Origin of the sequence: Nostoc sp. (assembly GCF_036917195.1) — a bacterium.
Classification (GTDB): Bacteria; Cyanobacteriota; Cyanobacteriia; order Cyanobacteriales; family Nostocaceae; genus Nostoc.
The window spans coordinates 147,288-160,800 of record NZ_JBALDG010000011.1; the positions used below are offsets into that span (position 1 = coordinate 147,288).

At 39.8% G+C, this 13,513-nt stretch carries 10 protein-coding genes; 9 read left to right on the forward strand and 1 reads right to left on the reverse strand.

Annotated features, from left to right (window positions below):
* Window positions 1-25: 25 nt before the first annotated feature.
* Window positions 26-904 (reverse strand): hypothetical protein, encoded by an 879-nt coding sequence (locus tag V7K40_RS03040; RefSeq protein WP_334956587.1) that lies wholly within the window; start codon window positions 902-904, stop codon window positions 26-28.
* A 135-nt stretch (window positions 905-1,039) separates the two neighbouring features.
* Here V7K40_RS03040 and V7K40_RS03045 point away from each other — a divergent pair, with 135 nt between their 5' ends.
* From V7K40_RS03045 to V7K40_RS03085, 9 genes are all read left to right on the forward strand, one after another.
* Window positions 1,040-1,957 carry a metallophosphoesterase gene (locus tag V7K40_RS03045; protein WP_334956589.1) on the forward strand — a complete coding sequence of 306 codons (918 nt, stop codon included), beginning with the start codon at window positions 1,040-1,042 and terminating at the stop codon, window positions 1,955-1,957.
* Between the two features lie 237 nt (window positions 1,958-2,194).
* On the forward strand, window positions 2,195-2,344 hold the full coding sequence (locus V7K40_RS03050) for a helix-turn-helix domain-containing protein (RefSeq protein WP_334956591.1): 150 nt from the start codon (window positions 2,195-2,197) through the stop codon (window positions 2,342-2,344).
* 69 nt (window positions 2,345-2,413) lie between these two features.
* Entirely contained in the window at window positions 2,414-5,245 is a 2,832-nt protein-coding gene (locus V7K40_RS03055; RefSeq protein ID WP_334956593.1) for a TonB-dependent siderophore receptor, read from the forward strand.
* 279 nt (window positions 5,246-5,524) lie between these two features.
* Window positions 5,525-6,208 carry a 2OG-Fe(II) oxygenase gene (locus V7K40_RS03060; protein ID WP_334956595.1) on the forward strand — a complete coding sequence of 228 codons (684 nt, stop codon included), beginning with the start codon at window positions 5,525-5,527 and terminating at the stop codon, window positions 6,206-6,208.
* A 128-nt stretch (window positions 6,209-6,336) separates the two neighbouring features.
* Window positions 6,337-7,326: an iron-siderophore ABC transporter substrate-binding protein gene (locus V7K40_RS03065; protein WP_334956597.1), complete on the forward strand. Its 990-nt coding sequence runs from the start codon at window positions 6,337-6,339 to the stop codon at window positions 7,324-7,326.
* Window positions 7,327-7,358: 32 nt separating this feature from the next.
* A complete protein-coding gene (locus tag V7K40_RS03070; RefSeq protein WP_334956599.1) occupies window positions 7,359-8,060 on the forward strand; it encodes a 2OG-Fe(II) oxygenase family protein in 702 nt (233 codons plus the stop codon).
* A gap of 669 nt (window positions 8,061-8,729) precedes the next feature.
* Window positions 8,730-9,404 (forward strand): AraC family transcriptional regulator, encoded by a 675-nt coding sequence (locus tag V7K40_RS03075; RefSeq protein WP_334956601.1) that lies wholly within the window; start codon window positions 8,730-8,732, stop codon window positions 9,402-9,404.
* A gap of 365 nt (window positions 9,405-9,769) precedes the next feature.
* On the forward strand, window positions 9,770-10,738 hold the full coding sequence (locus V7K40_RS03080) for an AraC family transcriptional regulator (protein WP_334956603.1): 969 nt from the start codon (window positions 9,770-9,772) through the stop codon (window positions 10,736-10,738).
* 150 nt (window positions 10,739-10,888) lie between these two features.
* A complete protein-coding gene (locus tag V7K40_RS03085) occupies window positions 10,889-13,486 on the forward strand; it encodes a TonB-dependent siderophore receptor (RefSeq protein ID WP_334956605.1) in 2,598 nt (865 codons plus the stop codon).
* Window positions 13,487-13,513: the final 27 nt, after the last annotated feature.

Sequence of the window (13,513 nt, forward strand, 5' to 3'; positions counted from 1 at the left end):
TAAAGTGTTTACATTACGAATTATTTTAACTTGCTGTTTGCCGTTTAAAAATCACAATTTCAGTACCGACAACTGGGTTACGCGCTACCAGCCTATTTTGGGAGTCGATAATTTCTAAATGAGTAAAATCAAGTTCTTGAGAGCGTTGTAATATCTTTGCAGCTAGTTTGTCCTGCTGAGATTCTTTGAGAGTGTACCAATCGTCACTAATTTTGACAGTTAGATTGCTGGTGCGGAAGTTGGCTTGAATTGACTTTATCAGACCAGAGGCAATGCGATCGCTAGTTTCGGCTACCTGATTTTCAATAGCCGCAATCAAGGCTTGTTCTGGTGTCAATTCTATGGTTGGTGTCGGAGTTGGTGTGGGAATTGGTTCTGGTTCTGGTTCCGGCGTTGGTGGTGGCGGAATTTGTACTTCTGGCGGCGTAATTTCCTCTCGTGGCTGTGGCGGCTGTGGTTCTGGTGCGACTGACTCTGGTGGAGTAGTTATTATTGGTGTGGGTACAGGAACCTCCTTAATCGGTGGAACTGTTGCTACTTCAGTAGATTTACCAGTAAAGACAATCGCCGTTGTCCAAACGAGAATTACAGCAATTGCAGTAACAATTCCCGTCAAAGCTGTATCTGATAACTTTGTTGACAAATTTGATGGTAAAAACAAGCGGATTGTCCTTAACAGTCCACCCCATCGCAACTGAAGCTGCTGGAAAAAACTGGGTTTTTCTTCAGTACCAGGTGGGGGTGCAGTCTCCAGTTTCTCAACCGTTACTTCTAAAACCCCAATCGTCCCTTGGAGAAGTTGGATAATTTTAGCCTTCCAAAATGGCTGAACTCTCTGGTAAGGTTTTTGGGGAGGTTGAGTTACCTGCTCATTCGTCGGTTTTGACTGATTGTCTTGTGACATGGAACTTTCACCAAAAGCAGCGAATCAAAGACAAACAACGTACATTATTACTGGTGCTGCCTTCTTTTGCCTTAATGTATCACTTCATTGCTCATTGTTTCCGCTGAACTGACTATTTACTAAATTTGGTGAATTATGAACCTGAAACGCCGTCAATTTTTATTTTTAAGTAGCTTCAGCGCCATTAGTACAGGATTTTTAAGCTGGATGTTAGCCAATCAAAATAATCAAAGTGCTGATATTAGCGATTCAACAACAGCTATAGCCGCCAACCCACCCAAAAAAGACTTGTTATTACGTTTTGTGTCTGTAGCAGATACGGGGACTGGGGCTAAAGGACAGTATGCTGTGGCTGGGGCAATGAATGCGTATCACAAGGAAAATCCTTATGATTTAGTAGTTTTAGCTGGAGACAACATTTACAATAACGGCGAAATTGAAAAAATCGGCGAAGTTTTTGAGCGTCCATACCAAGCTTTGCTGAAGCAAGATGTAAAATTTCAGGCTTGTTTAGGTAATCACGATATTCGTACTGCCAATGGTGATCCACAAGTCAAATATGTCGGCTTTAATATGAAGGGACGTTACTATACATTTAAACGTAATCAAGTACAATTTTTCGCTTTAGATACTAACAGTAATGCTGATTGGAAAAACCAGCTAATTTGGTTAGAAAAAGAATTAAGTCTTAGTAATGCTCCTTGGAAAGTGGTGTTTGGACATCATCCGATTTATTCATCGGGTCAGTATGGGAATAATCCAGGTTTTATTAAAACTTTTACTCCTCTATTTCAAAAATACGGCGTTCAACTTTATATCAATGGGCACGAACATAGTTATGAACGTACTCGTGCTATTGATGGTACAACTTATTTAATTTGTGGCGCAGGTGCAGGCAATCGTCCTGTAGGGCGTTCTGAGTGGACAGAGTATTCCACTAGTGATTTAAGTTTTGCCTCTTATGAGGTGTATAAAGATAGAATAGAAATAAGTGCGATCGCTACTAATAATCGTGTTTTTGATAAAGGCATTATTAAACTAAAATCAGCGTAATTATGGTGAAAGTCAAGCGCTTGAAAATACAATCCTTCCGTGGAATCGGTGATTTGACGCTGGAGTTCGATGTAAGTGAACCTAAAGAATTACAACATCTGATCGGACGACCGGATCAATTAACATATGAATGCTATAGAACTCAAACTCCAGGAATGCTCTTAGCACTACAGCAAATTCTTCTTTCTTAATATCTTGTGGGGTGGGCATCTTGCCCGCCCTGATTATGTAAATTCAATGCCGATTAGCTTAACACACAATTTGCTCATCCAAGGCCAGATGAATGTTACAGAGGTGGCACATCAAGTAGGCTACGCTAGTCCAACCTCATTTTACAACGCCTTTCGCAAGAAGTTTGGCGTAAGTCCTAAGTCTTGTCACGGCTAAAAAGTCCGGCTCGAAGAGAAAAGGTCCGGCTCGAAGAGGACGCCCTCGCACCAACAATTGTATTCTTTAGTGAATAGTCGTGGTTGGTATAACTTGGGTACTTTACCAACTTTTTTTCTCGTCTGGTTTACTGGTCTGGAGCGGATAAAAATGCTTGTGAAATTGCTTTGTGCTGTTATTAACATTTTAATATCAATCTCTTATATAACTGTAGCTAATTCTGCTTATGGTAAACAACCGTTAGGTTCGGTTCGCTTTGCCAGTGAAGTGCAGTCAGCTAAAACTAGTGCAATATATTTGATAAGGGCACTTAGAGATCCGAACAAAGTTCCACAACTGAACGGCAGTCGCTACAACGGGGGGAACCCCACGCCAGTCCCCTCAACGGAGGGAACCTCCGCACCGGGCTGGCTTTGCAACGCGCTGCCTCGTCAAGCGATATTAGATGTGGTGTCAGTTACGGATGTGAAAGTGAATCCCACAGATAAAGGGATAGAGTTAATTTTAGTCACACCGAATTCTCAGAAATTACAAGTAAGAGGCACAACAGAGGGTAATTCTTACATTGCAGACATCCCTAATGCAAAGTTGCAGCTTGTCAGTGGCGAGAGTTTTCGCCAACAGAAGCCAGCAGTAGGAATTGCTGAAGTGACGGTTGTAAGTTTAGATGCAAATACTCTGCGAGTGACGGTTACGGGTGAAACAGGTGCGCCAACAGTCGAGTTGTTTGATAGTACACAACAAGGGTTGGTATTTGGAGTAACTGCTGCTACACGGCAGTCGCTACAACGGGGGGAACCCCCGCAAAGCGCTGCCTCATCCACTGCACAGCAGCCAACACAGACAATTCCAAAACCCGCAAATTCAGAAGAGCAAAAGCCCATTGAGTTAGAAGTTATTGGCACTCCTGAAGCAAGTTATCGAGTTCCCAGGACGAGTGTGGGGACAAAGACACCAACAGACTTACGGGATATTCCTGGCACAGTTCAGGTGATTCCAAGGGCAGTCATTGATGATTTAGGAGCGCGCAACCTTTCTGATGTAGTCCAAGCTTATGGTCTAACACCATCATTCAACTCGTCCAAAATAACTGATAATTTTACTATTCGTGGTTTTCTCGGCTTTGGCAATACCTTGCGGAATGGTCTGAGGGATGAAGCTAACCGTTCAATTCTGGGAACTGACTTGAGCAATGTAGAACGCGTTGAGATTCTGAGAGGCCCAGCCTCTGTACTCTACGGTCAACTAGAAGCGGGTGGTGTAGTTAATATTGTTACAAAACAACCACTTGACACACCTTATTACGCTTTAGATTTTGGTGTTGGCAGTTTTAACTATTATCAGCCTTCCATTGACTTTTCTGGCCCCTTGACCTCAGACAAAAAGCTTTTGTATCGATTAAATGCCGACTTCGAGAACAGAGATTCCTTTACTGATTTTAGCTATTCAAGGCGCTTTCAGATTACACCTGTCATCACTTGGCGCATTGGCGACAACACAACCTTAACAGTTGAGGGAGAGTACTATACCAGAAATACAACCCTTGGTTACACTCTTCCTGCTGAGGGAACCATACTTCCTAACCCAAATGGGAATATACCTCTTAGTCGTTTTGTAGGAGAGCCTGATGATGAGTTGGCAGAGCGGACAACATATCGCATCGGCTATGACTTTAAGCACCGCTTCAATGACAACTGGTCATTGCAGAACACTCTCCATACTCTATTTCTGCGAGCCGATCAAACAGCTGCATTTATTAGCGCTTTAAACCCAGACAAACGCATAGCCACGCGCTCGGTTCAGTATTATCGGAATAATATTTGGGATAATTACATTATGGACACAAATGTTGTCGGTAAGTTCAACACTGGCAGCATTAGCCATCAACTACTGCTCGGCTTCGATTTATACCGAAACTACATTATAAATGATGATACTGGTAATACATTTTATTCTCTGGCTCCATTAGATTTATTTAACCCAGTGTATGGAAGTGACAGAGGTTCACTAACTTCGGGAAATCGCACTTTTAATAAAAATGATGCTGTGGGTGTTTATGCTCAAGACCAGATTTCACTAACTGATAATCTCAAGTTAGTTTTAGGTGGACGCTTTGACTATGTGGATAGTAAAGCTATATCTACAAATATTCTCACGAACTTAACTACGACCACCTATCAATCCGACACCGCATTTACTCCCAGAGTCGGTATCGTTTATCAACCAATTAAACCAATTTCTCTCTACGCCAGCTACAGCCAATCTTTTACACAAAATGTTGGAACTGACATTAATGGCAGTGCATTCAAGCCAAGTCACGGTACTCAATATGAAGTTGGTGTCAAAGCTGATTTATTATCAGATAAACTGTCTGCTACCTTAGCGCTGTTTGATTTGACTAAAGACAATGTTTTGACACCGAACCTCCAAAATACTCGGTTTAATATTCAATCAGGAGAGCAAAGAGGTCGAGGTGTAGAATTCACTCTCACAGGGGAAGTTTTACCTGGGTGGAATGTAATTGCTTCCTATGCTTATTTGGATGGGCGAGTTACCGAAGACAACCGATACCCTGTTGGTAATCGCTTACAGAATGCACCCGAACATACCGCCAGTTTGTGGACAAGCTACTTCGTTCCGAAAGGAAGCTTAAAGGGATGGGGAGTTGGTTTAGGTTTATTCTACGTTAGTGAAAAAGAAGGCGATTTATTTAATACATTTCAGTTGCCATCTTATTTTTTGACGAATGCAGCTCTCTACTATCGTAAAGACAATCTGGACTTAAGTCTCAATTTCAAAAACCTATTTGATGTCGAATATTTTGAATCATCTAGAGGTATTTTAGATAACGTTCCTGGCGACCCGTTCACAGTTGAGTTGAGAGCAAGATGGAAGTTTTAACAGCTATGGCGCTTGACTGGGAAAGTCGTAAAATAAAGCGATCGCTATCTAAAGAACTACTCAATTAAGCAGATGAATATTTTATGTTTGTGGTTACCACTGGTTTTAAGAACAATAAAGTTAAATTGCAAAAAAAACTTCAATAACTGGAAGCAGAACCTTTGTAGTTGAAATTAAAAGTTTGTATAGCTGGGGAACATTGGACTTCTGGCAGCTATTTATCAGCAAATCTCGTGCTTGATGATTTATTTAGATGTTTGGTGCAAAAGCAGAACTAAGATGGTATTAAATTGGTCAGCTTTACAAACGGCAGTGCTTCATGAAACTCCTTATCCCTGGATATTGTTTGAGGATATCATAGCTGCTAATTATCAGTCTGAGTTAATCAAAACCTACCCAACGATTGAAAATTTTGAAGAAATTGGGGAGGGGTATCTCAGTTTAGCTACAAAGTTAATTGCAAAAGAAGAAATTATTCCTCAGTTACGCGAGAAGAACGCTCACTGGCAAAAGCTAGTTGATGATGGTTGGATTGTTTCTAATATTCAAGATTTCAGCGAAATTTGGCAGAGGTTTATCTTAGAGTTATCGACACCTGCTTATAGAGAAATTTTAGGAAAGCTATCGGGGTTGAAGTTAGAAAACTATCTCATGACTATAGGTTTTCGTCGATTTCACTCCGAACACGTTAAATTTTGGATTCCCCACACTGATGGCCCCCACAGAGTCCTAACTCATTTGTTCTACTTCAATGAACAATGGTCTAGTGACTGGGGAGGTTGCTTGCAAATTCTCTCACAAAAAGACACATCCAGTGTTGTTTACAATATTCCTCCACTGATTGGTTCTTCAGTAGCTTTGGTAGAAACTGGCTCGTCCTGGCACGTAATTACTCCAATTTCACCCCTAGCACCGCAGCATCGATTAACGATGCAGACAGTCTTTTGGCTTCCCTTGTCGTAGTTATTCAACTTTGCTAATAGTGAACTAAACAACTCAAACAGCGATACCGAAGGTAAGCTACGAAGGGTACATTGTAGAGGCGTTGTTAATTTGAGGCACGATTAAATATAAATTGGGAGTTTAAAATTGTGACTGTTGCTTTGCGATTGTTTCTAATTGGATTGCTAGCACTTTTGAGTTTAAGTAGTTGCAGTGCAAAGATTCATAAGCCGACTGATAAGAGTTGGAATCACTCCTCGACTGCATCGCATTCACAAGCCGCCGTCCATTTAGTCAAACACGCAATGGGTAAAACTCTAGTTCCCCTTCACCCCAAACGAGTCGTAGCACTGCATTGGTATGCTACGGAAGTTGCTGGTATATTTGGTATTAAACTTTTAGGCGCTCCTGTACCAATACTACACCCGGAGTTGAGACGAGATGATTTTGTGGATTTGGGCTGGTTTCCACCCAACATGGAGAAAGTCGTAGCTCTCAAACCTGATTTGCTATTAGGTAGTGCTGGCTGGTTCAAGGATACTTACAACTTGTGGTCGCAAATTGCACCTACTGTTTTAGACAGTATGAAATACAACGGGCAATGGAAAGAACCATTTATGCAGATTGTAGAAGCACTGGGTCAAACTGAGTCAGCTAAACAGGTTGTGGCACAATATAATGCACGGGTAGCAGAGTTTAAACACTTGATGGGAGAACGACTTAAAACCCTAAAAGTATCTGTAGTGCAGATTATGCCTGGGTCGATTAATTTGTTGAAAAAAAGTGCATTTTCTGGCACGATATTATCTGACTTGGGTATTGCACGTCCTCCGTTTCAGGATATGGATGCAAAAACGTCTCTACAATTAGGGGAAAACCCCGTTAACTATCCCATATCTGAAGAACTTCTCCCCTTGATAGACGCAGATATTCTATTTGTTATTCCTTTTAGTTTCAATAAAAAAAACAGTTATCAAAAAATGATTGAGCAATTGATGGCACAACCTTTATGGAGAAAATTGAAAGTTGTGCAGCAAGGTAAAGTTTATGTGATGGGTGAGTACTGGCTTGCTGGTAGTTATATATCAGCCAATAAAGTGCTGGATGATTTGTTTCGTTACTTGGTAAAGGAACAATAATTTTTTTATGTTGTGTAAAGGAAGAGGATGAAATGATATTGAAATGGAATACCATTCAAAATGGTATTTTACACTCAGTTCCTTGTCGCTGGGCATTTATTCAGAATCCATTGACAGAAGAATATAGTTTAGAGCTAGCTAAAACCTATCCACAAGACAAATTTGAGGAATTAACTTGGGAAGAGAATGGCTTTTTTTGGCGCAAGCCAATCATTGTAACACCTGAAGATATTTCCAAGATACGAGATTTGAGAAAAGACTTACATCAGAAAATTGAGCAAGGATACTTCTGTTGTGTTGTTCAAAACTTAAGTGAGTCTTGGCAAAAATTTATCAAAGAATTGCAGTCTCTCGCTTATCGTGAAGCGATGGGAGAGTTGTTAGACTTGAATTTGAAAGACCATATGATAGGAATTAGTTTCCGTCGTTACCATCCTGGACACTTCGGCCGCTCTCCACACACCGATTTCCAAGGTGGTACCACTGTCACTCAACTATACTTCTTTAATCAGGAATGGCATCTGGATTGGGGAGGTTATTTCCAAATTCTGAGTGACAGCAAGAATGAAAGTGTTGTCTATAAAATTCCTCCAAGGCTGAACACCTCAGTTGCAATTGTGTTTTCTAAAAATTCCTGGCATATGGTAACTCCGGTTGTACCATATGCACCCTATCCTCGATTAACTTTAGCGATTACTTATTGGAAACCAAAATGGAATCCAATTCCATCTTGACAGAATTTTATGACTAGCATTTAAAGGAGATGTACTAAATAAATGCGATCGCTCTTATTTATCTAATATGTACGATCGCTTCAAGATCACGCAATGCACTAATTGTAGGCGATTACATATTCATCATACATCCTGAAGTTAGTATGCACTCGTGCGATCGCTTGTTTGTCATAATTATTTACCAGTAAAGTTGGTAAAAGGTTATAGATGATACTATTTATCTTATACAAGTAGTGATAAATATAAGGTTATACCAAATAATTAATAATTCGTACAACACGGTGTAAGCGTAAATAAACCACCGATTCTAAATCAATGAAACGCTTATGCTGTATTAATTTTGAATTTTGAATTTTGAATTCGGAGCGAAGCGACGTGACACTCATTCTTTCACTAGCAGATTACTGGAAACTATTAAATCAAGCAGAGTCAGTTCCGTACAATAGCTGCTTTGGTAAGTTTGATATTACACGAAAGTATGCATTTGGAGAAGGATATCACAGACAAATTCAATTACGAGATTGCGTACGCTTAGACATATACAACTGTCAAGATAATAAGTCAGTGATTGTAGAATGTCCTTATCGAAAACATCCAATAGAATTTCAATTTTTTGTTCCAGTAGCCTCAAAGTCCCAAGAAATACACTTTAGGAGCGGAGAATACTTCTTGAGCGGAAGTGGTATTGCTGCTAAAAGTAAGGATATTCTGCAAGAATCATTCTCTATCATAACAGTAGCTATTAATATAAATCCAAAAGTGTTTCGCTCATTTGCCGCAGATTCCTCTGGAAAACTGCCTAAGAATTTACAACATTTAATCAGACCCTTCGAGCAAGCAACTTATGAGCGCTATGGAACTATAACTCCAGCAATGCTAGGAGTGTTGCAGCAAATTCTTCAATGTCCTTACCAAGATATGACTAAGCGATTATATCTTGAAGGTAAAGTTTGGGAATTAGCAGCATTGATGGTTGAGCAAGAAATACAAATTAATCAAGGTTGCCTTGAGATTAAAAAACTAAAACCATCAGAAATTGAACGTATTTATTATGCTAAGGAAATTTTGTTGAAACATCTAGATAATCCACCTTCTCTAATACAACTAGCACAACAAGTTGGATTAAACGATCGCAAACTTAAAGAAGGCTTCCGTTCCGTTTTTGGAACTACAGTATTTGGCTATCTCCACAATTATCGTCTGGAAGTAGCACAAAATTTGCTTATGCAAGGCCAGATGAATGTCACAGAGGTAGCATATCAAGTAGGCTACGCTAGCCCAACATCATTTTACAACGCCTTTCGCAAGAAGTTTGGCGTCAGTCCTAAGTCTTGTCACGGATAAAAAAGTCCGGCTCGAAGAGGACGCGATCTCACAATGCACTGATTGTAGGCGATCGCACTCCTTGGATACATCCTGAAGTTAGTATGCAAGGAGTGCGATCGCTTGTTTGTCATAATTTTTTACCAGCAAAGTTGGTAAATATGTGATATATGATACTTTTATCTTATACAAACAATGATATGTATAAACTTATACTATTTAAAAACCACTGATTCAGGATTCAAAATCATGACTAAAAACCCGATTTTTTGATGCTCTAACAAGGAGTTTTTGGTTGTATAAGCCGTTAAAACAGGGTTTCTCAGTCTCGTATTTTATTAATGAATCGGTGTTCTAGTTAACTATGCGATGTCTATCAAGTAGCTATGACACTTATTCTTCCACTAGCAGATTACTTAAAACAATTATATCAAGCAGAGCCTGTTCAGCAGGATAGCTGCTTTGATAAGTTTGACATTACGCGAAAATATGCCTTTGGAGAAGGATATCTCCGACAAATTCAACTACGAGATTGCGTATTCTTAGACATCTACAACTGTCAAGATAATAAATTAGGGCTTGTAGAAAGTCCTTACCGAAAACATCCAGTAGAATTGCAATTTTTTATTCCAGTAGCTTCAAAATCCCAAGATATTCACTTTAGGAGTGGAGAATACTTCTTAAGCGGGAGTGGTATGGCTCCTGAAAGTTCAAGTTTCCTGAGTGAGTCATTCTCGATTATCACAGTAGCAATTTATATAAATTACGAAAAATTTCGTTCATTTATCGCAGATCCCTCTGGAGAATTGCTAAAAAATTTACAACATTTAATCAGACCTTTCGATCGACCAACTTATGAGCGCTATGGAACTATAACTCCAGCAATGCTGTTAGCGTTGCAGCAAATTCTTCAATGTCCTTACCAAGATATAACTAAGCGATTATATCTTGAAAGCAAGGTTTGGGAATTAGCAGCATTAATGGTTGAGCAAGAAATACAAATTAATCAAGGTAGCTTTGAAAGTATTAAGCTAAAGCCATCGGAGGTTGAGCGTATTCATTATGCTAAGGAAATTTTGTTGAAACATCTAGATAATCCACCATCTCTGATACAGCTAGCACAGCAAGTTGGATTAAACGATCGCAAACTTAATGAAGGCTTTCGTGCTGTCTTTGGAACCACAGTATTTGGTTATCTGCACAATTATCGTATGGAAGTGGCACACAACTTGCTCATCCAAGGCCAAATGAATGTTACACAAGTGGCACATCAAGTCGGCTACGCTAGCCCAACCTCATTTTACAACGCCTTTCGCAAGAAGTTTGGCGTGAATCCTAAGTCCTGTCACGGATAAAAAAGTCTGGCTCGAAGAGAAAAAGTCTGGCTCGAAGAGGACGCGATCACACCAAAAATTGTATTCTTTGTAAATAATCGTGGTTGGTATAACCTTGGTTACTTTACCAACTTTTTTCTCGTGTGGTGTGTTGCTCTGGAGCGGATAAAAATGCCTGTGAAATTATTTTATGCTGTTATTAACATTTTAATATCAATCCTTTGTATAACTGTAGCTAATTCTGCCTATAGCGAACAACCATCGGCTAAGGTTCGCTCTGCTACTGAGGTGCAGTCTGCTAAAACTAGTGCAATATATTTGTTAAGGATACCCAGACAGCAGAACAAGGTTACTCAACTGAGTCAAACAATATCAGATGTGGTATCAGTTACAGATGTGAAAGTGAACCCCACAGATAAAGGTATAGAGTTAATTTTAGTCACCCATAATTCACAAAAATTACAAGTTAAAGGCAGAATAGAGGGTAATTCCTACATTGCAGACATCTCTAATGCTCAGTTGCAGCTTGCGAGTAGAGAGAGTTTTCAACAATTAAAGCCAGCTGTAGGAATTGCTGAGGTAACGGTTGCAAATGTAGATACAAGTACTCTACGGGTAACGGTTGCGGGTGAAACGGGTGTGCCAATAGTCCAGTTGTTTGATAGTACGCAGGAGGGGTTGGTTTTTGGAGTGAGTGCTGCTGCAACGACTGCACAACAACCAACAATTAAGCCACAGCAACAACCCCAAACAGAACAAAACCAACCACCAATTGAGTTGGAGGTAACAGCTCCACCAGATACATATCGGGTTCCTGATACCAATGTAGGAACAAAAACAGACACACCACTGAGAGACATTCCCCAATCGATACAGGTGATTCCTCGGCAAGTCTTAAACGATCAAAAAGCACAAAATTTTAGCGATGCGCTTAGAAATACAGGTATAATTGGGGCGCTAGTTCCAGGCAGTACTAATGCTGATATATTTACAATTCGAGGTTTTCAACAATCTAGAGTTATTCTTCGCAATGGTCTAAGAGATCCGTCTCGCATTGATTCTGGTCGCACTCAGTTAACTAATGTAGAACGGATAGAGGTTTTTAAGGGACCGGGTTCGGTACTCTATGGTCAACAGTCTCCAGGAGGCACTGTTAATTATATTACAAAACAGCCACTTTCCGATCCTTATTTTGCTGCCAACATGAGCGTTGGTAACTATGACTTTTATCAACCCTCCCTTGATATTTCTGGCCCTTTAAACTCTGATAAAACTGCTTTATATCGCTTAAACTTTTCTTACAATAATTCAGGAAGTTTTATTGATTTTCTCAGTAGTCGAAACTTGCTGATTGCACCAGTATTCGCTTTTCGTCTGGGCAAGAACACAACATTTAAGCTTGAAGGAGAGTTTTTAGACCAAGAACAAGACAGTGTTAATAATGGTCTGCCAGCAGTGGGAACTGTACTACCCAATCCTAATGGCAAGATTCCCCTAAATCGTAATGTTTCAGAACCAACAGATTCCAACTTTCGTTATTCAACTTTGCTTAATTATAACCTAGAGCATAAGTTTAATGATAATTGGGCGTTGCGAAATGCTTTTCATGTCAGGTTTGTACGCAACAATCAAGATATTTTCTTTCCCACAGGTTTACTATCAGATGGTCGGACTTTAAATCGGATAAAAAGCAGTTTTAATGGGCCAGCCTTGGAAAATACTTATGTGATGGATACTAACGTTGTCGGCAAGTTTAAAACAGGCAACGTTGAACATGAACTATTAATCGGTTTTGACTTATTCAGAGATTTTTTTGCTTCAGAAAATATCGTTAGAGAAGCAGGTTCACTCGATTTATTTAATCCTATATATGGTCAACCTTTAGGTTCTATTACATCCACAAGTAACACCAAAACAAGAAATGATGCATTAGGGCTTTATGTTCAAGATCAAGTAAAGTTATTCAACAACCTGAAATTAATATTGGGCGGACGCTTAGACTTTGCGGAAAATGAAGTTACAAATTTTATAACTTCCCAAACCACCAGTCAAAGTGATTCTGTCTTTAGTCCTCGTGTAGGTATTGTTTACCAACCTATCGAACCTGTTTCGCTCTATGCAAGCTACAGTCAATCATTTACACAGAATGTTGGTGCTACCTTTGATGGTAGTCTCTTTGAACCTAGTCGAGGAACTCAATATGAAGTTGGGGTCAAAACTGATTTACTCAATAATAAATTATCCGCAACACTCGCTTTGTATCAACTTACCTTATCCAATGTTCTTACACAAGACCTTGCTCATCCATCATTTAATATTCAAACTGGGGAGCAAGAAAGTCGAGGCGTTGAGTTGAATGTGATTGGTGAAATTCTACCGGGTTGGAACGTGATTGCATCCTACAACTATACTTATGCAGAAATTACCAATGACAACAGGTATAAAGTAGGCAATTTATTGGTGAATGTACCTGAAAATAGTGCTAGTTTGTGGACTACTTATACTATTCCTAAAGGTTCACTCCAAGGTCTAGGAGGTGGCTTTGGTATGTTCTATGTTGGCGATCGGCAGGGCGACTTAAATAACTCGTTCAGCGTGCCAAGCTATTTACAACTAGATGCTGCACTTTACTATCGCAGAAATAACTTTCGCCTTGCACTTAATCTGAAAAACCTATCTGATGTTAGGTATTTTACTCCTCGAAGTGCTACACAGGTATATCCCAGCGATCCCTTTACAGTAGTGTTAACAGCAGGGTGGGAGTTTTGATGAGGAGCGGTAAAATCTCGCTGCGGA